This window comes from Nitrospira sp. Nam80, from assembly GCF_965152575.1.
In genome coordinates, this window is record NZ_OZ224216.1 from 4,340,456 (window position 1) to 4,364,534 (window position 24,079).

At 51.2% G+C, this 24,079-nt stretch carries 16 protein-coding genes, 2 pseudogenes and 1 riboswitch; of the genes and pseudogenes, 6 read left to right on the forward strand and 12 right to left on the reverse strand.

Translation table 11 applies throughout. The annotated features are described in order from the left end of the window. Window positions 1–57 precede the first annotated feature (57 nt). A riboswitch (cobalamin riboswitch) is annotated at window positions 58–226 on the reverse strand. Between the two features lie 81 nt (window positions 227–307). From ACWGXE_RS20310 to ACWGXE_RS20320, 3 genes are all read right to left on the reverse strand, one after another. After that, window positions 308–2,023, reverse strand: a complete 1,716-nt coding sequence (locus tag ACWGXE_RS20310) for a BACON domain-containing protein (RefSeq protein WP_447599962.1) — start codon at window positions 2,021–2,023, stop codon at window positions 308–310. Between the two features lie 238 nt (window positions 2,024–2,261). Further along, window positions 2,262–3,149, reverse strand: coding sequence for a hypothetical protein (locus ACWGXE_RS20315; RefSeq protein ID WP_447599963.1), 888 nt, complete (start codon window positions 3,147–3,149; stop codon window positions 2,262–2,264). Between the two features lie 22 nt (window positions 3,150–3,171). Continuing rightward, window positions 3,172–3,945 (reverse strand): class I SAM-dependent methyltransferase, encoded by a 774-nt coding sequence (locus tag ACWGXE_RS20320; protein WP_447599964.1) that lies wholly within the window; start codon window positions 3,943–3,945, stop codon window positions 3,172–3,174. Between the two features lie 283 nt (window positions 3,946–4,228). On the opposite strand from ACWGXE_RS20320, the gene ACWGXE_RS20325 reads away from it, so the two are divergent. Beyond that, a complete protein-coding gene (locus ACWGXE_RS20325; RefSeq protein ID WP_447599965.1) occupies window positions 4,229–5,701 on the forward strand; it encodes an SGNH/GDSL hydrolase family protein in 1,473 nt (490 codons plus the stop codon). Between the two features lie 33 nt (window positions 5,702–5,734). Here the strand turns inward: ACWGXE_RS20325 and ACWGXE_RS20330 are convergent, their stop codons facing one another. From ACWGXE_RS20330 to ACWGXE_RS20350, 5 genes are all read right to left on the reverse strand, one after another. Continuing rightward, window positions 5,735–6,385, reverse strand: a complete 651-nt coding sequence (locus ACWGXE_RS20330) for a BACON domain-containing protein (protein ID WP_447599966.1) — start codon at window positions 6,383–6,385, stop codon at window positions 5,735–5,737. Window positions 6,386–7,128: 743 nt separating this feature from the next. Beyond that, window positions 7,129–7,749 (reverse strand): hypothetical protein, encoded by a 621-nt coding sequence (locus ACWGXE_RS20335; RefSeq protein ID WP_447599967.1) that lies wholly within the window; start codon window positions 7,747–7,749, stop codon window positions 7,129–7,131. Between the two features lie 331 nt (window positions 7,750–8,080). Continuing rightward, window positions 8,081–11,107 carry a tetratricopeptide repeat protein gene (locus ACWGXE_RS20340; RefSeq protein WP_447599968.1) on the reverse strand — a complete coding sequence of 1,009 codons (3,027 nt, stop codon included), beginning with the start codon at window positions 11,105–11,107 and terminating at the stop codon, window positions 8,081–8,083. A 12-nt stretch (window positions 11,108–11,119) separates the two neighbouring features. Beyond that, window positions 11,120–12,094 (reverse strand): hypothetical protein, encoded by a 975-nt coding sequence (locus tag ACWGXE_RS20345; protein WP_447599969.1) that lies wholly within the window; start codon window positions 12,092–12,094, stop codon window positions 11,120–11,122. 105 nt (window positions 12,095–12,199) lie between these two features. Then, window positions 12,200–12,877: a hypothetical protein gene (locus ACWGXE_RS20350; RefSeq protein WP_447599970.1), complete on the reverse strand. Its 678-nt coding sequence runs from the start codon at window positions 12,875–12,877 to the stop codon at window positions 12,200–12,202. A gap of 1,641 nt (window positions 12,878–14,518) precedes the next feature. Here ACWGXE_RS20350 and ACWGXE_RS20355 point away from each other — a divergent pair. Together ACWGXE_RS20355 and ACWGXE_RS20360 are read left to right on the forward strand one after the other, a co-directional pair. Next, the gene (locus ACWGXE_RS20355) at window positions 14,519–15,205 is read left to right on the forward strand and encodes a hypothetical protein (RefSeq protein WP_447599971.1); all 687 of its coding nucleotides are present in this window, start codon (window positions 14,519–14,521) and stop codon (window positions 15,203–15,205) included. Then, window positions 15,202–17,493: a hypothetical protein gene (locus ACWGXE_RS20360; RefSeq protein WP_447599972.1), complete on the forward strand. Its 2,292-nt coding sequence runs from the start codon at window positions 15,202–15,204 to the stop codon at window positions 17,491–17,493. The genes ACWGXE_RS20355 and ACWGXE_RS20360 overlap by 4 nt, the downstream gene beginning before the upstream one ends. Before the next feature lie 262 nt (window positions 17,494–17,755). Here ACWGXE_RS20360 and ACWGXE_RS20365 read toward each other — a convergent pair. Then, window positions 17,756–17,974: pseudogene (locus ACWGXE_RS20365) on the reverse strand (IS3 family transposase); the annotation flags it as partial. Between the two features lie 66 nt (window positions 17,975–18,040). Between ACWGXE_RS20365 and ACWGXE_RS20370 the strand changes: the two are divergent. Beyond that, window positions 18,041–19,048 carry a helix-turn-helix domain-containing protein gene (locus ACWGXE_RS20370; protein WP_447599973.1) on the forward strand — a complete coding sequence of 336 codons (1,008 nt, stop codon included), beginning with the start codon at window positions 18,041–18,043 and terminating at the stop codon, window positions 19,046–19,048. 61 nt (window positions 19,049–19,109) lie between these two features. Here ACWGXE_RS20370 and ACWGXE_RS20375 read toward each other — a convergent pair. After that, window positions 19,110–19,645, reverse strand: a pseudogene (locus ACWGXE_RS20375) (IS3 family transposase); the annotation flags it as partial. A 138-nt stretch (window positions 19,646–19,783) separates the two neighbouring features. On the opposite strand from ACWGXE_RS20375, the gene ACWGXE_RS20380 reads away from it, so the two are divergent. Together ACWGXE_RS20380 and ACWGXE_RS20385 are read left to right on the forward strand one after the other, a co-directional pair. After that, entirely contained in the window at window positions 19,784–20,281 is a 498-nt protein-coding gene (locus ACWGXE_RS20380; protein WP_447599974.1) for a hypothetical protein, read from the forward strand. Window positions 20,282–20,286: 5 nt separating this feature from the next. Next, on the forward strand, window positions 20,287–20,595 hold the full coding sequence (locus tag ACWGXE_RS20385; protein WP_447599975.1) for a hypothetical protein: 309 nt from the start codon (window positions 20,287–20,289) through the stop codon (window positions 20,593–20,595). A 428-nt stretch (window positions 20,596–21,023) separates the two neighbouring features. Here the strand turns inward: ACWGXE_RS20385 and ACWGXE_RS20390 are convergent, their stop codons facing one another. Together ACWGXE_RS20390 and ACWGXE_RS20395 are read right to left on the reverse strand one after the other, a co-directional pair. Further along, window positions 21,024–22,058: an IS481 family transposase gene (locus tag ACWGXE_RS20390; protein ID WP_447597908.1), complete on the reverse strand. Its 1,035-nt coding sequence runs from the start codon at window positions 22,056–22,058 to the stop codon at window positions 21,024–21,026. A 68-nt stretch (window positions 22,059–22,126) separates the two neighbouring features. After that, on the reverse strand, window positions 22,127–23,365 hold the full coding sequence (locus ACWGXE_RS20395) for a serine/threonine-protein kinase (RefSeq protein WP_447599976.1): 1,239 nt from the start codon (window positions 23,363–23,365) through the stop codon (window positions 22,127–22,129). Between the last annotated feature and the right edge of the window lie 714 nt (window positions 23,366–24,079).

Below are 24,079 nucleotides of genomic sequence, written 5' to 3' on the forward strand. Positions count from 1 at the left end.
CCGGAGGACTGCACCAGGCTTTTCGTCCTCGCCTCATTCCCCACCCCACGAGGGAATAGTGGTCGCAGTCTTCGGCCAGGTCTTCTGACTTCTGGATCAACCAAGCACCCGCGTCTTCCCAATCGCGCAGGGCGACAGTGACATGCAACGGTGTTGTTCCCAGTTACAGCGGCGGGACCGTGAGGGAATTCCACCCTCTTCCCTTAACCGAAGCCTTATATGGAGGCGGACTGTAGAGGAGAGCAGGGGGTGAAGTCAAGGAAGAGAATGAGGCTGCGCGATGACACATCGCGCAGCCTTCGCACACCTAGAACAGACTCCGGCTCAATTCGCCGGAACGCGCACTTTCATTCCCCGACCTGTCATAGGCCGTGACGGCGAAGAAGTATGTCACGCCTTTGGGAAGCGTAATCGCATAAGAAGTGGCGTTGCCGGCATCAATGGTTCGCGTATACACGCCGGACGTGGTGCCCACATAAATTTTATATCCGGCCAGATCCGCCTCACTGTTGGCAGACCATGTCACCGTCGCCACGCCGTTCACCGGAGGGACTGGCGGGGGCGGCGGCGGGGGCGGCGCGACTTGGCCATTGGGATCAACCGGTGGAACTGGAGGCGGAGACGGCTGCGGTGTGGTGCCGCCGCCCGGAGTCACGGTTACGGTCAGGGGGACCGTCACAAGACGTGACAGCCCCGGGGCAGTGTCCCAGATATAGACCAAGGCGTGGTTCGTACCGACGGTAAGGTTCCCCGTGTTGATCGTGACCTGCAGTTGGTCCAATTCGGTCGTAATCGTGTTGATGCTGCCATAGCTGGGAGACAAGCTGATCCACGGAACACTGGACGTCGGTTCCCAGTTATGCGGATCGGCTCCGGTCTTCTGCAGATTTATCGTGAGCGTCGCACTCTGTCCCTTGGCCACGGTTGCAGAAAGAGCACCTGGAGACGCCGTGATATTCGATTGTAAACCGGGCGCCGTCGGGGGTACCGGTGGTGGCGACGGCGGAGCCGGAGGCGGCGATGGCGGTGCCGGCGGAGGTGGAGAAGGGGGAACCGGAGATGGTGACGGGGGCGTCGGAGGCGGTGAGATGGGAGCCGGCGGCGTAGGTGATGGAGTTCCGGCCTGCGTCACCGTCACCATGACAGGAACGGAGATAAGTCGCGATACCCCGGGAGCCGTATCCCAGATGTACACCAGCCCTGAATTGTTACCCACCGGCATGTTTGCCGAATTGACCGTAACCTTGATCTGATCCAGTTCGCTCGTGATGGTATTGACACTGCCGTAGTTCGGTGACAAGCCGATCCACATCACGTTCGTCTTCGGCTCCCAGTTATGCGGATCGGTGCCCGCCTTCTGTAAATTCAAGGTGAGTGTCGTGCTCTGGCCTTTCGCCAAAGTCGCCGAGAGGGCGGCAGGGAACGCCGTAATGTTGGAATTGAGGGATGTCGGGGTCGGTGCGGCCGGCGGTGGTGATGGCGGTGCTGGTGGCGGAGGAGGCAATGCCGCAGGCGGAGAGGGAGGAGAAGCCGGGGGCGGTGATGCGGGAGCAGGCGGCGGGCTGACTGTCCCGGCTTGAGTTACCGTTACCATGACGGGAACGGAGATGAGCCGCGATACGCCCGGGGCCGTATCCCAGATATAGACCAGACCAGAGTTGGCTCCCATGGCCATGTTTGCGGAATTGACCGTGACTTTGATCTGATCTAGTTCGCTCGTGATGGTATTGATGCTGCCATAGTTGGGCGTCAGGCCGATCCACGGAACACTGGTTTTTGGTTCCCAGTTATGCGGATCGGTACCGGTCTTCTGCAACGTCAACGTCAATGTCGCGCTTTGCCCTTTCACCACCGTCGTCGAGAGCAAGGAGGGGCTGGCCTGAATATTTTGGGCCCATGCCGGGACGGCTGAGAATCCGATCGGCGCGAAGGCCAGCGCTACGGCCCACAAGAGCAGCCGGCCGGCCGACCAAACGGAAAATGGTGTGTGTCTGGATCCTTCCTGATCATGACCGGATCTCATCGGCCTGCTCCTCGGTTAACGCAGTGGTATTACGGGACTCCTTCCGGGGAACTGAGCAACTGCCATGCCATTTGTTGGAGGGAGAAGGAATGGAATCAGCGAATCCTAACGAGCAGGAATGGAAAGGAACGAGCTAGAGCCGTGGAAGACCGTATCTTTCTGCCTTTGGTATGAACGAAAGGTTACTGTATGGAGGTGAAGACGCCGCTGTTCAAAAATGATTCATCGGCGCCGCTCTTCACTTGGTCCATGGTGGCCGGCACAAGAACCATCGAGACGGAGAGTACGGACCTGGTGACATAAACGCCGATGCGAGGGCTTCAGAAAGCCGTTGCAGCCCAATCGGGACACTTGCACGATCGAGATGATTGGGGGGCCCCCAGGGAGTATTGTTCACATCGACCACATACAGTCTCCCATCATCCCGGTCTCTCAGGACATCCAACTCTCCGTAATCCAGCCCCATCGCATCGCAGAATTGCAAAATTTGTCGCACTTCAACGGAGGACAATACCGTATCCACTTCACAGAGGCTGGCCGAGGTGTTTTCATTGCTGAACCGGGAGACAATCGGCCGTCGCTTCCGATAGCAAAAGGGAATCAGGTGCCCGAAAACCGGCACGCGAATGTCTTCTATGTACTCGGCGTCTATTCGGTTGTTTACCTCTTTTTGATAGACGCAGCGCTCGTCACGCTCGGCAATCGGACACTCAATGATCGTCCCGTCATTCATGGCGTTTTCATTCGATTTCTTCACGCACGGGCCATGATGCCGTAACGGATCCACCTCAAGCCTATAGCCGAACACCGCGTGATGTGTGGCATCTACTTTCAGTTTGGAAATATCCCGGCAGTGCAGATTGAGGACTTTTTGCCGCCGATTCCGTTCTTCCAGGGCGGGATAGGCCGGACGAAACGAGGAGTCTTCCCAATGAATGACGAGATCCGCCTTCGCGGCAATGTTGTCTGTCATTCGATAACCGAGCTGCTCACATATCTTGAACAGAACCGATCCGGGCTCGAGCGCGTGAGGATAGGCGAGTATGGTTTTGCGAAACGCTGCACGGACCAGCCGGAGCGCTTGAATCAGCCTTTCAGGAAGAACCCGTTTAATGAAGACTAACATGAGTCCACGCCCGTGGCGACCCTCACGTCCCGCCTTGCTTCACTGCCCTGATGGAAATGATGACGTCGTAGTCACGGTCGTGATAATCCAGTTCCTCCGGGCGCAGTTCAGAGGCGAGAATGCCGTGCAGGCGGGCAATCGTGGTGAGGACGTTTCCATAGGACTGCACCGTCACGCTTTCGTCCTGAAATTGTTCCCGGAACAGCGTCTGCGCCGACAATGTGGTAAATCGCCAGTATTCGCCCCATTGCTCCATGTCGTAGCGGGTAATTTGAGCGATCCCGGGCACCGTGGCAAGTAAAACCCCGCCCGGCCTTAAGATACGCTTGATGGTCCGCACGGCGGCGCGGGAATCCCAGATGTACTGCAATGTCTGCGTGAGAATGACGCAGTCAAATGCATCCGACGGAATATGGTCCGCCGAAGTCAAATCCGCAATAATCGTCGCATCCGGGTTACCGGCCTTTACATGCAGCACGTCCGACTGCAAGACGCGGTTTCCGCCGTGTCTTGTGGTATAACGCCTGTCGGCCACCTCCAAGACCCGGCCCTGGATATCGCCGGCATGTTGAGCAATGAAGTTGTCGATGTAGTACCGCCCGATGCCAAGGCCGACCCGCGCCCCCGAATCGAGCCGGATGGGCCGGAGGCGTCGCAATGAACAGAAATACTTCCAGTCAATGGCGGGGCTCTCCTCTCCGAGCAGGGCTTCCCGCATGTTCAGATAGGTTCTGGAAGGGAATACAAATTTGACGGCTTGCTTGGCGAGACGGATCAACACGGCAGTCAATGTCATGGCCGGATCGAACGAACGGGCTTCATTCGCCTGCTATCGTTCATCATTAGATCGACGTCCCGCGATCCCAAGACAAGGCTGCATGGTACGCAAGAATGCGGGGCCGCTCAAGTCCTCCTCCCCGGCCATCCGGCCAATGGCGTTCACATTGGGGTTGTTCTTTTGGTAAGGTGGTGGCACATCACGGTTACGGCGACACAGCGTTCGTACTGATCGTAGCGGCTTGGGACCGTCCATCTGTTCCTCCAACCGGGATGCTTGCGTGCCTATGCAGGGAAGCTGAATGGAGAGCGTACGAAAGTTAGCCGATGCGGTGTTCATAACCGCGGCGTCATCCTGCCTCCTATTCCTCGTTGTCATGCTCCTGCGTCACGGATGGGCATGGCACTATGTTGTGCTGATCCTCCTGGCCGTCATCGGGTTTGCCGCATTGCGCCTGTCCGTTTCGACCAAACTCAATCTCGCCCTCCTGCTTCTTTCAACCGCGGTGGGAGCCTATGGCGCCGAGGCCCTCGTCGGCCATGTTCTGTTCTCCTCCAGCCGTTTCAGCATGGGCGACTGGCTGAATTTTCCGTCGGATCGTGATTCTCGCGCGGCAGTCAGGCGCATCAAGGAAGAGCAGTCCTCTCACACCGCATTTGACGCCAGGACCAGGTTGCAAGTGGTGCAGGACCTCAGAAACGAGGGCATTCGGGCGTTTCCGGACGTATTCTCGGCGGTGTTGTTTCAATCAGCCGGCAAAGGGGTGATCCGATCGGTATTTACAAGTGATCAGGGAGAACTCCTGCCGCTGGCCAGTCTCTCGAACGTGACGACCGTCTTTTGCAATGAGAGCGGGGAATACATCATTTACGAGAGCGATGAGCACGGATTTCACAATCCTCACGGAATTTGGCAAACCCGGCCGATCCAGATCGCCGCCCTCGGCGATTCATTCACACACGGAGCGTGCGTGCCGTCGGACGAGAGCTTTGTCGCGGGCATTCGATCCCGTCTTCCGGCGACGATCAATCTCGGCATTAACGGCGACGGCCCCTTGGCGATGCTCGCCACGCTCAAAGAGTATGCAGCGTCGCTGCGCCCGAAGGTCGTGCTCTGGTTCTATTTCGAGGGAAATGATCTTCGCGATCTCGACGGCCGGGAAAAATATTCACCGCTCTTGCGGACGTATCTGGAACCGTCTTTTTCTCAACGCTTGATCGAGCGGCAGGCGGAAGTGGACCGGCTGCTCACGACGTATCTTGACCAGGTCATGCAGTCGCAGGATTCCTCGTTCAACGTCGAGGAGTTCCTTAAACTCCAGCGGCTGCGAAACTCGGTGAAGTCGATGCTCGACAGGCCGGTCGGGCGGGACGGTCTCTCCGGAGAACTCATCGAATTTTTGCAGACCAACGCCGAGCCCGCCGCGCAGGAAGATTTGGAATTATTCCGGGGTATCCTCCGAGAAGCTCGGACAACGGTCTCGACATGGGGCGGACAGTTGTATTTTATCTATTTGCCCGCATGGCAACGGTATCGAATCCCGGAACTCGCGAGTCACGATAGAGACATCGTCATCAACATGGTGAGCGATCTGGATATTCCCCTCGTAGATCTCCATACCTCATTTGCCGAACATCCTGATCCGCTGTCCCTCTTTCCCTCCCGGCGCCATGCGCACTACAACATCGAGGGCCATCGGCTTGTCGCCCAAGAAGTCTTGAAACGCTTGGCGGCCGACGATGAGCGCTTGGCTTCAAACGACCCGCTTCGGTAACACAGGCGCCGCACACCATATCCTTATGCGGCGCTAGTAAATGCTCTTGGTTACGACCGTGGAGAGCGGGCTCTCATTTCCACTTGTATCGTACGCACTGATCGCAAAGTAATACGTATTTCCGAGCTGCAGATTACCGGCTGTGTATGACGTGACCTTGCCCAGGACAACAGGGGCGCCGTAGACCCCTGCAGCACTACCCATGTAGATTTTATACCCGCCAAGATCTGTCTCGGCATTGGGAGACCAAGTCAAGGTCGCGGTCGTCGGTGGCGCCGGGGACGGAGGCGGTGGTGGAGTGAACGATGGGCTGATGATCGAGAGTGTCACCGGGATCCGGAGCGACGAGCCGTTACTGACTCGAATCTTCACTGTGCCGGTGTAAATGCCCACACCCAGCCCCGCGATGTTCACCGTGACAAGGACTTGATCACTAGAAACAAGTTGTCCTGAGGTCGGCGCCACCGTTAGCCAAGCGGATCTATCGGAACTGGTCCAACTCACGAGGCGCTTGGTGCTCTTCGAAACAGTTACGGTCTGGCCGGGAGGATTAGCGCCTCCTGCCGGAGCGGTGAATGAGAGACTGGCCGGAGCAGCGGTCAACGCCCATGCTTCCGGCAGCGTTGGAGCAATCAACAAAATGGCGACGATTATGCCGATGCCACAGGATTGGTGGAGTCTCATGGCGGAACCTCCCGTCGGAATTTCCGGGAAGAGTGTTGCAACGGCAGTACCAGCAGTCGCCGAGCCCTAACGCCAGGACTTATCGACGAAAACCGTGATGTGTTTCGTTTTGGGCCTGAATTCGACTGTAGGGTTCACCATCCGGAACGGAAGAATCTGTACAGGAGTACGTCCGAGGGAGATTCGATATGGCCCGACGGGAAGTCCTTCGGCATCCATGAAGGGTTGATTTGCGTCTCAATGAGCGTCTTGCGGGCGGCACCTATTATCTGAATTCGCCGTGGAGGATTGAAGATCTTGCATGGATGAAGCCGCCTGGGTCGGTCGAGTGAACGGGGGACGCCGAAGCGGGAATGAAGGTGTCTCGGCCGTCGCCATGGATTCACCGGAGGAAGGCACTATTTGGTGCGCCCGGCAGGAATTGAACCTGCGACCTGCGGGTTCGAAGCTAGAACAAGACGCCTCTCCAAATCAGGAAAACCGCATGGACACTGGCGAAGGGAAAGGCAACAGTGGTCAAGAATAGCCTAAGCCAACTCCCCGACCGCACCCCAGCAGCACCAACGCCACGCCCCCGAGCGTGGAGCAAGGGGAAGGAAAAATCGGGGGGATAGGGGCCTCTAGGCCTTAGGCTCCTTCTCTATTCGTGCGGAAAATTTATCTAGCCATGCTATAGAAAGGTATTTTCTATGTCTTCCTTGTCGGAAGGTCATCCATGATCAACCACCCCGGTCTTGGTGTCGCTAATCTTTTTTGGAAGATTCCTTACCGCCCTGAGTTTTCTTACCTTTATTTTTTCCTTTGAGCCATTGAAGCAACTTTTCCCTTAGTCCGGCCTCAAGCGCATCAGATACTCCCTTTGCCGCCCCGCAAATTATCATTCCAGCTGGTACCGTCACCAGTAGCATAGGACTGGCCCCAAACGCGACAAATCCTACAAATGCTCCAACCCCAGCGCCGGATGCCTTCGTGACGAGTGTTACGAGGGCTTCTGCCTTCAAAGGTGACTGCTCGATCGGTATGACATCATCAAAGCCCACGACCTCTGCGAAGGTCAAGTCGGACGCTGCAACGACAGCGACACCAGAGCGCATTTCAATTTTCCCATTGCTTGCTGAGACCAGCAGTTGGTCTACCTCCTCTGTCGAGACCGAACTAGAAAGAGCAACTGCGAGAGCGCGCGTGATATTCGATGGATTTATCTGGGCGGTGATGAGACGCATACCCAACTCTGGCAAAATATCCCCAACCGGCATGTCGCTATTGAATTCACGAAACGATCTTGAAGGAAGCACGACTATATGAGCCGCGTGCTGCGATGTTTCTGCGATGATCGTTGTTTCATAAATTTGCAATGTTTTCATTGTACCTCCTATCGTAACCCTGAGCCTTCTGTCTGCTCTCTGCCGGTTCACCGGAAGCAATCTCACCGCGCTCAGTGTGGGCGGTTTCGACAGAAAAATTGGGCGGCTAAGCGGCTATAGGCTATGGGTTGTCTCTCTGTTGTACGAAAAATGCATTGCGCTTTGCTGGAAGGATGTCGGGTCCTTTTATTACATGACTTAAGCGCAACCTATATGAAGGGATGGAGATAGCGTACTATCCAACGCCCAGGAAAGCGATCTACGGGCATTCGAACAATCCTGCCAAGCACACGCGCTAAAAGAAGGAGAAAGTTACAAAAATTACGGGCCATTAATCAACGGCTGCAAACCGTTTTACGCTTAATTGATTCAACAGCATCCCATGATCGGTCATCCGCTGCGCAGGCAGAAACGGAGTATCACGGATTATGTCCCCATGTTTGGCAGTCAAGAGTCGGCGGAGTGTTTCAGGTAAATCCTCCTCTAGCTTGAGAAGGTGTTTCTCGCCTTCTTCTTTGGTTCGGGACCCGACAATTTCTATAAGATTTAAGATTAGATCCCTTTCTGGACCACCTAATCGATGCGTTATGAATCTCCGTACACCTTCATCCTGCCATTCCGGCTCAGCCGGCTTTGGTTGGCTTGTTCTAAAAATCGACGAAAATTCGCTAAGCTCAGAAAAAGCCTTTGCTTTCATATTGACTAATAGTAACGAGGCTATTCGAAGCATCTTCATAACTAGTTTTCCTCTAACAGGGAGGTTACGCTCCTTCAGTACTTCATCAGCCAACTTTAGTGTGACATCAAAGTGACTCATTGTAAAATTCGATTCGGCAAAATTCATTTTTACGTTCAGGTTGTTACCTCCTATTTCATAGGCCTTTTCGTAATACGTGTATGCTTTGGAATAATCAAAAAATACTTCATGATATAAGGTTGCCAATTGGGTCAATAGATATACATTAGGCTCGTCCGCCTTAAAATAGCTCTCAAGAAGCGTTGCCGCGTCGAGCGGCCGTCCTATTTTTGCATATGCTTTTGTTATCAGGGAGAAGGCGTCCTCCTGGAAATATTTACTGTATTTTAATGACTGCTTTGCACTTTCTATAGCAGCTTCATATTTACGCCTGTCGGATTGTAACTGTGCTTCATCTAGTTCAATCGTTCCCTTAATTAGATATAAATGACTAATAATGTCGCCTGGGTATCTCTTCTCATTCGAAATTCTCAGCGCTTTTTTTATGATACTGATCCCCTGATCCAACTGCTTTCGCAATCTATAGACTTCGGCTAGTTGCGCATATAACTTCACTGAGTTCGGGATAACACTTAAGCCGTTCTCAATGATTTCTATTGACCGACTATAATCCCCCTGGTCACTGTAGATAGCTGACCAGCTACGATATGCCTCATCGGATCGATCGTTCATTTTAATTGCTTTCCTCACATAGCCTTCCGCTGAGACGTAATCATACTTCGCGCGGAATAAATCAGCTAGGTAAGTATAGCGGAAGTCGGTAGGTTCGATTTCGGTTGAGAGGCTGGAAGTCGTTATTGCTTGATCCAGGTCGCCGATACTCGCATACGCTCCACTCAATGCATCTAAAGCCCGCTGGTCGCGACGATTCAGTGCTACAGCCTTCTGCAGCGCGGCGATAGCATTTTGAAATTCTCCATTGCTAAGCCAGATTACACCTATAGTGACATATGGAAGATAATAGTCTGGTGCCGCTTCGATGGCTTGTTGTAGTAAATCGATAAATGGACCCTTACTTTTATCCCTATAAATGTATTCTAATTCTAAATATACTTCTTCTTTTCTCGGGGCTAAGTGCAACGCACTCTTCAAAGCTTGCTCTGTGCTCGCAATATCATTCTTGTCGGTGTATACCTGCGCCATAGCGATGTAGGTGTCCGCATTCGGCTCCATCTTGATAGAGGTCTCAAAATCTTGTAAGGCAGCGTCTAGTTCAGCATTGTCCTTTTTCCCGATTCCGCGAGCATAATAAGCCTCAGCTAATCGGGACGTGATATTTGTGTCGCCAGGCTGTTGGCTCTCCGCCTGTCTATAGCTTGAGATAGCACTATCATGTTCTCCGATTGCGGAGTAAACATCACCAAGTGCTTTATTCGCCTTGAACTCCATGCTATGGTCGCTGGGCGCGACCTCACGCAGTTTCTGAAAGACTGAAATCGCCTTCTCATAAGCCGCTAAATTCGCATAGGCGATCCCAAGGCCGTAATATGCATTTGCATTTGATGGACTGAGAACAACCACTCTATTATAGAGGTCGCTGGCTTCATTGAAGTCAGCTATCGATAAGTACGTAGACGCCAAACCATTAAGGGACTCCATGTCGTCAGGACGGATCTCTAGGGCTTTTCGGTACATCAGAATCGCCGAGTAATAGTCGCCTTGTTGGACATATTGCGCTGCTTTGTCGCGGTATTTTTCCGGCTCGACACTCGCTAGGAGAAGCGACTCTTCCTTCCACTTTCCGCTATAGGATACGCGTCCTCGTATTACCTCTATGAGTCTTCGTGATACCTTTTTCAAGGTGCCATCCAAATCGTTCTTTAGTCCGTGAACCTCTGTTTTGAAAACTGCTCCCTCGCGCTCAGTAATTACGCAGTTCACAATCATATGCTCTTGAGTTATCTTGAAAGTCCCATCAATCAAAGCATCACTTGCTATTTCAGAATGAGTATCCGTCATGCCTTGTCGCAAGGTTATTCCCAAGATCTTTGCCTGTTCAATACTCTCCCTTATTGCACCGGGTATGACTGACTCCAAAAAATGATAGTGGTCTTGATCACCATCTTGCCGGAACGTACCCCCAATGGCGTAAATAATACTCTTGTCTTTTATGTCGCCCGGACTGATGCGGTTTTCTATGGTTTCCACCAGTCGCGTGATTAATTTGTCCATGGATATAAGGAGCCGTTTGTCGAAGCGGATGAAGTCCCTAAATATTACCGTTCCAGCCACTATATCGGTGAGGCTTATATCAATAAGCGCTTGTCCTTTGGATCGATCGTCTAATTGAAAAATCTTTCCTTTCAGTATGAATTCAGCACCTTTCCATCTGTAAAAATCTGCATCAGGGTATGCCGATCCGGTTCTCTTTTCACTTGGATCGAGCGATTGAACCGAAATCCCTGGACGGGACAATAATCCTGCGCGCAGTAAATCCGGAATAAGTTTTTTCAGATCTGCTGTGCCAGGAGACGAATCCGTCGTCTCAAAGGGTGCGATAATGATATTGGTTGAATCAGATACGCGTTCCTCTGCACACAATGAGCTGGCAAACAAAGCCATAGGAGCCACAGCAAGAAACCATACGAGAATAGTCTTCATATTAGGCGGGTCTTACAATTCAGCTTGGGTGAAATCCTTTCCCGCGATTTTTGATTTCAGTGTTTTCAGTACAGATTCGAGCGTTGAACTTAAGCTTAATAGCTTGCTCTCCTCGCCAGCCACCTCCTTAAAATTATTCCTGCCCTCTATGACAAATAGAAAAATGATGTGAATCTTCTCTGGTGTGTCAATGCAACTACCGTTATCGTGAAGATCTCTAACTCTTATTTCTGAATGGACGTACACGGCAGCATCTGCATCGTCTTCTTTAAGCGTTTGGACCATTGAAGCAGTCAAAGGATCACCGGAATTAGGATGAACTTCGGGTTTAAAGCGGTTCAATTCCCCGTCAAACAGGATCTTGGAAAGTAGTAGCCGAATCTCGGCCTGGAGGTAACTTGCAGTTGTTCGCGACCACGCGCATGTTATGACAGAATCAGGGAAAAAGGTGGACCCGAGAACTAGAACGCTATTTCCTTGCGGTTTAGGAATGCCTTTGTCACTTAATAGAGCATTCACTAACTTATTAGCCCAACCTGCATAGAATAACTTGTAAGATGTGTTTGGAAGAAGTGAGTGCTCAATGGTATTCACGGAATTCAAATGGTCCGCATCTAAACGTACAATTCGGGACTTTATTAGAATTTTTGATGTTTGCTCCATTCCCGGCTGAACGGTTATCTGGCTCACAACAACATATTCAATACCACGTGCCCGTAGAGCACCAAAGTGATCCAACCCCTCATAATGAAGTTTGCCAGACCTTATCTTTCTGTAAATTTCTCTAGTAATTTGATATTTATGATTTTCAATAAACTCAGCTGGAAGGTTCTTTGATTTCGCGAAAGTGAATAACGGCGTTAGGACGCTAGAAAAGTTATCGATTAGCTGTTTAGCCCTTTCATCGTTCTTTCCCTCTAGTGTGTATGTTTGAATCTGAACAATAAATTCTTCGATAGCATAAGCATTATGTGCTTGATCAGCCACACACAATGTAGTTAGGGCTAATAATAGGCGGGACAGATAAGCTCGGTGCATTTTATGAATCTTTACACATCAAGTGCTTTAATGCTGGATGAACCACGCGTACTATCAGTTCTGCTGAGTGATTACAGGTGTGCCGTCTCTATAATCCGTGTCCTTCTTCTGCTGTAGCTCTATCTTCTTTAACTCGATCTGACCATTTATGAAGATCTGTAGAAGGTCACCCGCCATGTCTTTGTCTTTTACCCTTGAAAGCGTTTCTATCACTTGCGCTTCTGCGAGTGTGACGCTCGTGTTGACGATGGTTGCATAGAGCGATCTGACATCCCGGGGGTCTAAGGTTCCATTCAACTGTTGCTCGCATAGACGGTACATCGCCTCCCGAAGAAACAAAATAGTTTGAGTTCGAGATACTAATTCCACTACGCTGCCAGTGTAATCTACTTGTGCTTTAACTGATGCAGCTACCTCAGGTACTGTATCCAGCGCTTTTCCAGAGGCAGACAGTTCAGCTAGCTTCGTAATTGCAGTATTGAGTGCCGCGTCCGGAGAGGGCTCCGCACACATAGAAACACCCTTCTGTTGTTCCTGCCTTGGGGTGAGGATTGTACCCCGACGCGTAGCGTCATAGTTAAACCAGTAAGCCTGGTCTTTCATAAGTGGGTGAAAACCATGTGTTGTTGTTCCGCCTGTGCAACCCTCTAAAACTGACAAGAGAGATAGAACCGATACGGCAATAACAAGGGATAGCGGCATAAATGAAGTACCGAGATGCTTATTCTTCACAGTTGCAATCCTAAGCCTGCTTGCGCGCTTTCTTGCTGAGCAAAATGCGAGCCAAAGAATAAGGACAGTGGTATGGTTGGTAAGCCTGAAATTTCCATAGGATACGAATTTTGGATAACCGCTCACGCAAATGGAAGAAGAATAAAAGGATACAGTAGTATCTTAATGGATAAATGTAGCCGTAGAGCGGCAATAGCGGCGAACGTGGGCCTCAAGGCGACGAAGGGTAGCTGGACTAAGATGGCTGATTTCGGCAGTCCTCGCTAAAAGGGGTGGAGCTATGTCCGCTAATGGTTGAGTAGCAAAGACCCGGATCAAATACGCGTGAAGATGTCAACATTCCTCCCTTTGTTTTGCGAAGTACCATGGACTAACTCTGAAAAGGACATCAAGACCTGTGACCTCAACCATGGCATCAGTACACCTGATCATCAACGACTACTTAACCTTGATATCGACCGGTTTTGTCGTTGAGATGGCGCCAGAATGGAAAGGGGTCGGGACTCTCAGCTGAGTTATTGGATAAGCTTTCGCGGAACCTCTTGGCTAACGACTTCGGAGAAAAGAAGCATCCCAAGCATCCCAGCCGAGGACCTAGCTTCCGCGCTACTTGGGACTTCTACATCCCTTTCCCACGAAAATATCATGCGTGGGTAACGCTACATTAGACCAGAAGGGAATTAAGGAGTTTCCGGAAGACCGCAAGTTAAAAGGGAGTGACCGAATAGTGCATACATCACGTGATGGCTAGCATAGTCGATCTCTATAAAGGCCATATGAGATGGATATTCGTCTGTACTGAATCAGAAGGAAGGCTATCTTTCTTCTCAAAGGATATACGGAGAGGTATCATGCTGAACGAACCGCCAAAGTATAGGCTAGAAAATGAAGCCACTCAGACGCGGGAAAACCGCATGGGCACTGACGAGAAGAAGGGCAACAGTCGCCAAGAATAGCCTCAACCAACTCGCTGACCGCACCCCGCCACACCCAGCTGACAGACCCCATGTGCCGAGACGGGTAAGGACAAATCGGGGGGATAGGGGGCTATAGGCTATAGATTCCCTCCCTGTTGTGCGAAAAATGGATTAAGGCGATAGGGTCACAACGATTCTCAGATAAACCTGCTTTTCATCCAACCATCCCGCAGTTGAAATACTTGTATTTGCTCGGAGGTACTGTACTTACTGACAGGTTTATCGAGGTGACCGTCTATCTCTCCTCGACGTAGGAAGACCGGAAAGACTATCGCCGCATCATATTTGAAACCTTGCGGAAAAGCGGGCACCATATTATCGCGGTGAAGGACTATGTTGCGGCAAATCAGCGACCAGTCGATCAGTGTCTTAAGGATGTGGAGAAAGCTGATCTCTGCCATTCTTCATAGGGTAAAACCACAGACTAAACCGCAGTTATACCTATCTATCGACAGTGCGCTTCACTAAGCACTAAGACTAATCAGCTTCGGTTAGTCATTTTTCTTGAAGCTTAGCTGATAAACCTCCTAAAATCCGCGAATCTTGGTATAACACCGTGTACCCTTCATCTTGTGAAATGCTCTCATTTGAAGAAGATAACATTAGGGCCTATAGAATCCTTCTCTGGATTGAAGTCGCGCTGAGAGAATGCATCAGAAATGCTATGGAGAAAGCCCATGGAACTGTATGGAGGAGGCGAATCCCTGGCCAACTGCTAACCCAAATTAGAGAGGCACAAAAGGATGAGAATCGCCCCCATTACAACTACGTGTGTCTGGGCCCACTTTACTATCTAAGTCTTGGGGAGCTGATTGAAATTATTAAACAAAGGGTTGGTACGGAAGTGGTCAACACCTTTGGTGGAGAATGGATTATAAAAGACATTGAAGGCATTCTCGGGATTCGTAATGCAGTGTGCCACTCTCGGCCTATCCCAAAGAACGGGCTGCCAGCCCTTGAAACGCTCAGACTTAAAATGGAAACCGCGCTCGAAGCAAATGGTTTGAATCATCTGTTTAATAATCTAGATACCGGCATGTTTCCTGAGATGGCACCGAGAGTGTTAGCTACATGGTTGGAGACAGCAAGGGAAACTGCTTCTAAGTTAGAAGCGCCAATCTCGCCTTCTGAAGAGTATGAAACCGCGACAAAGCAGTACTGGTGGGGCGTGGAGACCTTGGCTGGTTTTGATTGTAGGAAGGTCGAAACTGCAGCCATGATGATAATGAAATACAATTCATTGCGATCCGGGGTAGGCTCGGCTGCAATCCGACAACGCTTCATTGAAAACAATAACGTCATTTTGTTGCTAGACGAGGCTGTCATCGAGTTGAAGAGGGGCTATTTATGAAAGGATTCTCTAAAGATTCCCTTCCACCAAATCCATACACTCGACAGCCGATCAAGAATCGCGAGTTTTTAGCAGGACGCGGTAGAGAGTTACGGTCAATTCGATACTACCTTGGCTTAACAGCATCCGGCCAAAGTCCACATCTCGCCTTGATAGGACAAAGAGGAGTGGGAAAAACGAGTCTGCTAAATGGAACGGAATCCATAGCAACCGACTTGAAACTCCTATCCATTCGGATAGACCTGAATGAGAACAAAGTTCGTGGACCAGGATTGTTCTGGCATGATCTGTATGCGACTTTAATAATCACATTAGCCAAAGCTGGTTGCTGGGGAGGGCTGCAAGGCCCAATATACATGGAATTGTTTAAGATGATGTACGCTAAAGCACAACCGCCATCACTCGAAAAGGTGGTGTTGCAGATTCCCTATGCATACTCTTGCCATACCGGTGACCTCTCTACTTTCTCTTGTAACGACGCGCTAGTTATACATGATTTTACATCCTGCATAGAGGAGCTTCAGCAGCGAGGGTACATGGGTATTGCACTTTTAGTAGATGAGGCGGATTGCCTTGGGACTAATGCGCCATTGTTACAGATGCTGAGAAACATATTCCAAGTCGTTCAAAGAACGTCGTTAGTCATGGCAGGCACAGAAGCGATATTCCCGTCCATATCAGAGATATTTTCTCCTGTACCAAGGCAGTTCCATCGGCTAGATGTCAAACCGTTCTCTCAAGCAAACGATACAGCACAGCTTGTGACGAAACCGTTGAAGCCATCCAACAGAAAAGAAATCGCCCCTGAATACTCCAACATAATGGAGTTGCACGAGTTATGCGGCGGAGATCCATCTGAAGTTCAATTGTATTGTCATCATATGTATCGCCTCGTTGAGGAAGGAAAAGCGGAGAGAATGGCACTTATTCCGCAAGTATTTAGAGAGGTACTACACGAGTACAGAGCAAACGCGACTGCTGGCCTCGAATCGGTTATTAATGCCATAGAACAACTGCCAGACAAGTACCTTTTTAAATCCAAGTGGCTCTCTCGACAAGGCATAAACCTAGAGCAGAATATTGAGATCGAAATTCTCCGAAGAGCATTGGAAAAAGGTGCTCAACTATCTCAAGAAGAAGTGAACTCACTAACGTGGGATCTTAGGCAGGGTTATTCAACATTATTCAATATGGGCATAACGGAGAGCGAAACCCAAATAAGGCTCGTCGGTTCTCCGTTGACCGCAGGATATTGGAAGTCCTTCGTTGAATTGGAAAAGGATAAACGTTGGAAATGGTCCGATGATTCCTTCGGAGAATTGCTACGTCATGTCATTGCAAAGGCAATCTCAAAGACTATACATAGTCGCGGTTACTTTGCTGTGTCATCTGCCGATGAAGCGCTGTTGGCGCTCACTGCCTTGCGTAAGGGTGAACCGATACCGGAAATCAAAGATGATTTTAACGATATGATCTTAACAGGAATAGTGGCATCATTTGACAATACGACGGTCGCCGTGGATATCGACGTCCAGATGGAATCTCCTGCTGGCAGACAAATATTCCGATGCAGATATCTACAGAGCCCGGAAACCTCAACTAGCCGAGAAACGGTAGAGGCATGGATCAACTCTAGTCTAGGTTCTTTATCAAGCAGTAACATTGTGCTGGTCATTCTGAATTTCTATCAATGGCAGCTTCCGACGAATACTGAATTTCATCGACTTGCCAGAATCGCTGGCGCCGATCTTCCCGAGAACGTTTTTGGCCCTAGTGAAATCGATATCGCAGTGATGAAGTTCGACGAAGGAGGAATAGCAGAGTCTGCGGAGATTTTTAGGAGAATGTACCAAGACAAACAAGAATCGGTTATAGCGAATAACTTAGCTTTTTGTGAATTGTTACTGGGAAAGACAGACAGCGCTTTGGCTACACTAGAGAACGCCCTTGCTAAAGATTATGACCCTCTTTTCGCGCTTAACAAAGGTCTTGCTCTGATTGTGCTGGGAGATTCCGATACCGGCGTCAAGGAATTGTGGCATGCCATTAAATGGTTGGGAGATAATAAAAATGAAAATAGGTATAAAGATAATGACCCTCTCTATGTCTTATTGATTAATCCCTCCTCAATGACGGTGAAGTCGATTGCTAATGTCCCACTCATCGCAGCTCTCCATGCTAACTTGTGGCGAATGGGTGAGGAATCCAAGGAAGAATTTCAAAAGACTCTGGAGACTGATTTTCCTGAGAAATACAAAAGCATCCTCCTCCTTCTAGAAAGTGTTTGAATATGCATCCCCAGTATTGTCTCTAGCCATAGCTGGGCACTGTCTTTCCTTTAATCTGGCGTAACGCGCGCGGTGGGACGAGTTGACCTTAAGCACCCGGTTCGGCTTTACTATTTTACGATTGCTCCACATGTTGTTCTTCCAATACCACAAATCCATAAGTAAGAAAAACTGGCACGATACGAAGGACTGAAAAACAGTAATTCCAGCTTCGGTACCTATCATGACAGGCTGATCTTCCCCCGATTCCGTGGACACCGGGTTACGCGACAGTCGCCCTCGCTTCAAACTCAGCCGGGGACCGATAGTCGAGGGTCGAGTGACGCCGCTGCCGATTATAAAACACTTCGAGATATTCAAAGATCTCCTGCCTGGCTTCCTCCCGCGTCTGGTACGGGCGATGATGAATCAGTTCCCGTTTCAAGGTGCCAAAGAAGCTCTCGACACAGGCGTTGTCCCAACAGTTCCCTCGACGCGTGACATATCCTGTTGAGAATGGGCCCCCTGGCTAGGCTAGAGTTCAGCCATTCCGGAAAGGGGGATACCGATGTTAACCGTCACGGCCAAAAGAACTGGAGACATTGAAGATTCCGAAACAGTACCGGCCCACCGTCAAAGGGCGCTTAGCGTCTTGCGCTATGCCAGTGACTATGGCGTGCACCCCGCCGCCGACCGCTTTGGCTTGAATCGCAAGACCGTGCGCCGCTGGCGACGACGCTGGCAGACCCAGGGACCGTTGGGTTTGGTGCCGCGCTATCCGGCCCACCGACGTCGACGCATCCCGGAGAGCACGGTGCAGCTCATCGAACATGCCCGCCGGGACCTGGAGTATGGGGCCGCCCGGATCCGGATCTGGCTGGAGCGGGTCCATCGGATCCGGGTGGCGGCCTCTACGATCCAGCGCATCTGCCGCCAACTCGGCTATCCCCCCATCCGTCGCACTCCGAAACGCCGGCCCCGGCAACTCACACTCTTTAGCCGCGAGCGGCCCGGCGACTGTGTGCAAGTCGATGTTAAGGAAGTGAAGATTGCGGGCCAGCGCTGTTTTCAGTATACGGCGCTCGACGATTGCACCCGCTATCGCCTCCTCCGGCTCTATCCGAAAAAGGATCATCACACCAGCCTGCAGTTCCTCTCGGTGATCCGGCAGCACTACCCGTTCGCTATTTCCGAAGATTCAAGTCGACAATGGGACGAATTCTCCCTTGCCTTCGCCTTAGCCGTGCAAGCGGCCGGCATGCGCCTCCGATACATTAAGCCACGCCGGCACGAACAGAATGGCAAGGTCGAACGCAGTCACCGCATCGATGATGAGGAGTTCTGGAGCGTCCGTACCTTTGCCGTCTTTGATTCAGCCGCCGCGGCGGTACAAGCCTTGGAACAGCGGTATAACCACGACCGATTCTCCATGGCCCTCGATGGTTTGACTCCAGCGGAGAAGCTGGCCCGGTGCCTCATGCGGCCCGGCCTGCCTTCCCTCGTTCCACGATCGGAGCCCGGTCCAAATCCCGTTACGGATTTACCGGCACACTCCCATCCTGAGTCACATGCATGAGCTCAATATTCACCGCCGCCGGCTCAGCCACCAGGAGACCACTTCTTGACAGGTGATTACACCCGGCCCACACCTGATTCGGAGCCGCGACGGTAAACTGCCGGTTCAGCTGATTGGCGGCCACCGGAAACGAATGGCTGGATTGGGTGGTGGCACGCCACTTCGTGACGGTCTTGGCGCGCAACCCATCGTGCCGCATGAGCCGGGCCACGCGATGGCGGCCCACGACTCGACCTCGCTCGACCAGCACTCGCCACATCCGGGGGCTCCCGTAGGTCTGGCGACTCTCATGGTGCAGCTGGCGCAATTCGGTCAGCAGCGTCTGATTCGCGGTCGCTCGGCCGCTCGCAGGCCGGGTCCGCCAGGCATAATACCCGGTGGGCGATACGGCCAAGGCCCGGCACATCAGACGGATCGGATAGCGACGGTCGTGCTCCTGAATGACCCGGTATCTCATCGCGACTCCTTCGCGAAGAACGCCGCCGCACGTCGTAAAAAATCTCGCTCCTGCTTCAAGATGGCATTCTCTCGGCGCAGTCGGGCCAGTTCCGCCTGCTCGGCCCGGAGGGATTGCCGGGTCTGCCCATCATGTTCCTCCTTTAGAGAGGTGTCTGTAAAATCGGGGGAAGGTCATTCAGTGTACCCTGGGACGGGATAAAAGATCACGTCGCACTAAAGGAGATACTAGAAGCGAAATCCAGAATATTTTCTACAGTTACAGCATCTTTTCCAGCAGTGAACGGTAGCATCACTATTCAGAGGCAGGAACCATTTGATCAAGTCAGCATACATTTTCAGGATGATGAACCTGCGAAGTACGCCAGCTTTATTGCTGCGGTGTACACCGAGCTTCAGGCTATTGATTCAAAGGAAAGCATCGAGAGAATACTTGGTTCCGAAGTTGCCGAGTTTTATAGGCAGAGAGAAGAGACCTTAGTACGTCTTGAAAACTTGTCCCAAAAATTGATAGAGCAAAATGAGGAATACCGACGCAAGAAAGACGCTGAGGCAGATACTCTAAGACAAACGCTTATCGCCGAACGGGAAGATGATAAAAAACAGATAGAGACCATTAGGCTTCAAGGCGAAGAGTCCCTGAAGCTTCGCCTGAAGCAACTCGAAGAGCGAGAAAAACAACTCGATGATCGGAGCAGCCGACACGCAAGAAGGCAACTACGGCAAGACTTAAAGCAGGCAGTTGCGGCGCGTGGAGGGCCTGGTTTTATGTTCTGAAGCCTGTGCTAAGCGGTATTGCGATTGCAGCCGCAATCATCTTCTATATTCGTTGGAACAATGAATGGTTTAGCCTGCATTCAAATGAAGAGTTTCGCCTCATGCGGTTAGACCTCGACATTGACCGGGCAAGTTGGGTTTTCGAGATGGCATCAGAATGGAAGGACGACAAAGGGTCTGAGCTTCCGGCGGATCTTATTGATAAGCTATCTCGGAACCTCTTTGTTCAAGATGCTGGAAATAACCGGCATCCCAAACATCCCAGCGAAGATTTAGCTTCGGCGCTTTGGGGGCTTCTACCTCCCTCTCTATGAAAATTCCAGGCTTAGGTGATGCCATGTTAGATCGAAAAGGAATTAAGAATTTTCAGAAGACTGCGAATGAAAAAGGTGTGACGGAGTAATGGGAAGCTGACCAAAGCCATAAAACATGGCAGCCTATGAGTCCATTATATAAAGCTTACGAGAACACGAGGATATGGAATCCCTTGCCCGCCGCAAGGATATCACCATCGAGAAGGATATAAATGGAGGTATAATGCCCGACAAACTTCAAAAGCGGCCAGAAATAGACGAACCGGAGAATATCAAAAGCCAGAGAACTGGTGTGCTCTTCCCCCTACGCCCCCACCTTGTGCCGATCAGAAGGAAAATCTCTCCGTGCCGATAAAGGACGTGAACGATACTGTACTTAGATGTATAACTCAAGACTTCATCTGACAGACAGCGAGTCCTCACCGGGTTTAGGCCGCTAACATTTTCTCCTTGGCCAGCGGCACACTGTCGATGAAGGTGTGCATGGGCGTCTTGCCATAGCACCAGCGGCCCTGATGAGGGCGCTGCTCGTTGTACTCCTGTATCCATGCATCCAGGTCGGCCTGGAGTTCCTCCAGCGTCCGATAGATCTTCTTCCGGAACGCCACGCGGTAGAACTCGTTCAACATCGTTTTGTGGAACCGCTCACAGATCCCGTTGGTCTGGGGATGCCGCGTCTTGGTGCGCGTGTGATCAATGTTCTCCACGGCAAGGTACAATTCGTACTCATGGCGCTCCGGCGCGCCACAGTATTCCGTGCCACGATCGGTGAGCACACGGTTCAGCGGAATGTCGTGCTGCTCGAAAAACGGCAAGACTCGGTCATTGAGCAATTCCGCGGCCGTCACCGGCGTCTTTCGGTCGTATAGCTTGGCAAAGCCGACTTTGCTGTAGGTATCGATGAAGGTCTGTTGATAGATCCGGCCCACGCCCTTCAACGTCCCGACGTAGAACGTGTCCTGCGCGCCGCAGTAGCCGGGACATGCGCTCTCGAATTCCCCGTGCGCTTCTTTATCCGCGGTGGCCTTCTCGAGCGCCACCACTTGCGCATCGGTGAGCACCAGACCTTCTTGCGCCACCTTCGCTTCCAGCGCCTTCAATCGTTTCCGCATCGTTTCGAGATCATGGCGGAGCCAGATGCATCGCACGCCCGCCGGGGAAATCGTCAGGGCCTGCTTGCGCAGTTCATTGGCCACGCGGGCCTGCCCCCAAGCCGGCTGCTCAATGGCCATCTGCACAATCACCTGCTCCACTTCAGGCGCCACCCGATTCTTGAGGAGGGGTTTCTGTCGCGAAATCTCTTGGAGGGCGGCCTCGCCGCCCCTGTCGTAGAGTTCTTTGAACCGATAGAAACTATCTCGGCTATACCCCATCAGCTGACAGGCTTTGGAGACATTACCGAGCTGCTTCGCCAGTTCCAACACGCCGACTTTGGCCTTGATGATCTTCTGCTCCGTCGTCATTGTCCTCGCTCCTTTCGAAAGAAGGAGGACTCTACCTGACTGTCAGATTAAGTTCTAGCTTTCACAACTTAGACCCGGAGGCGTGAAAGAACACGTTGCCGTTCTTCTTCCCTCTCTAGTTGGCGTCGTAATTCTTGGCGCTTCAGTTCCATTGCATTGGCTCTTTCAGAACTGACAATCTCTTCATACTTTTTATTCACTCTTGGTAACCATTCCTTAAAATAGGCAAGAATCTGTTCGGCATCGTGCGCCCTAGTTGGTATTCTGGCCTCATTCCCGCGAAACTCGAACTGATCAGGTCCCTTGCCAAAGACAGCAGTATGGTTTCCGAAATTACGGAAAGCGTGCCGCCAATTTGCGTTGACCGGCTGGCTTAGAGTTAGGATCAATTGATTATCTTGATAGTCTACCTCCGTTAGCCGTATTGGATCAGCGATGTGTGGATCGTCAATTTCAGTTTCGGGAATAACGGTATTCTCAAGCTGACTTACCCGCTGTTGAGTAACAAAGTCATTATGACGTGCAATCAGCTGTTCTTTTATCTGTCTGATTGTCGAAGGCCGGTCCGCCGGGTTCTGGCGGATCATTTGTGCTACTAAGTCATCAAGGTAGGCGAAGTCACGATCAACAGCACCAATCGGTCGGTATTGGGTTCCCTGCGGTATTTCCTTTGTAAACATCTCATTCAGAATCAAGCCAAGTCCATAAATATCCGCTAGATGGTCCACGGATTGCCCTCTCCGGCGCTGTTCTGGCGCGGCATACTGAAAGTTTGCCAGTCGATCTCGATGACCTGTTTCGACCGCCGTGTATAGTTCTTCTTCTTCAAAAGCCGCAATGCCAAAATCGGCTACTACTAGCTGATCAGCTTCGAGACTATGAAGAATATTTTCAGGTTTCAAATCGCGATGAAATATTCCTTTCAGGTGTGCCGCTTCAACTCCATTTAGGATTTGGCTGAAGTATGGCAGAACTTTTACCGAACCAATCCCGCCCTCTATTAGGTTCCGTAACGTTTGGCTGTAGCGCGGCATGACGTAGAAGGGTGAAGCGGATTTCCCATTACCATATAGGCCATGGTCAACAATAGTGATGATGTTTGCATGGGTATTGCGGATACCAAATTGCACTTCATTTCTAAATCGTTTTAGCTTGTTCCCGGTTGCCTTTTTAGGATCGAGAATCTTAACCGCGAACGTAGAACCTGACTCATCCTTTGCTTCATAAACTCGACCCGACCCGCCTTCACCAATAGTTCGACCGGTAGAGTATGAAGTGAACGTAGTTCTGAGAGTTACACTGGGCATGATTGCCGAATATACCTATGGGCCATATCCGTGTCCAGGATTGTAAGCGGCAGGTTCACATAACCTCTATCAACCATAACCATGAAAGGCCCCACCATGTCCACCAAACAAATATCCCAGCCATCCTGGACTAACCATGCCTACCGCCGCTGAACCGATATGCTTGCCTGTGTCATGGCGATGGTCGATATGCTGTCGTCTCAGCGTGTGACCGGTGGATTACGGCAACTCTCTATCCGACCCTGGAAGCAGCCCAGGGAGGGATTAGCCGAACTAGACCTTGTGTACTGCGGCGGGGGATGCCGGGGCGAGCGAGGAAACCATTGGATTGAGGACTTGGGTAGGCGAGAGAGGAATTGGAATTATTAAATTTAACTAATTGTGAGACAAATTTAGTAGGTGGGGTGGTAGCTACGCCGCTGAAACTGTTATTAGGCATGCGAGATACCATCCTGTTTACACATGTGCGGTAGTAAATTTGGCTGCGTCGTCGTTATTAGGTATGAGCCATGAAAGTAGGCTGTTTTTTAGTCGTAAGAGACTCCCAGTTACTACCACTGGCTTTGGCTCTTTAACGTTCCCGTGCTTAGCGGTGAACACCCGGTAGAGTTGAGTAGTTGGATGCGTCCCTCCCCCCGGTGAAGCTTCAGCGTAGTTTGTTCTAAGCCGCGGATATCTCTAACTTGTCCCAAAGAGTGTGCGAAGCGTGCTAGG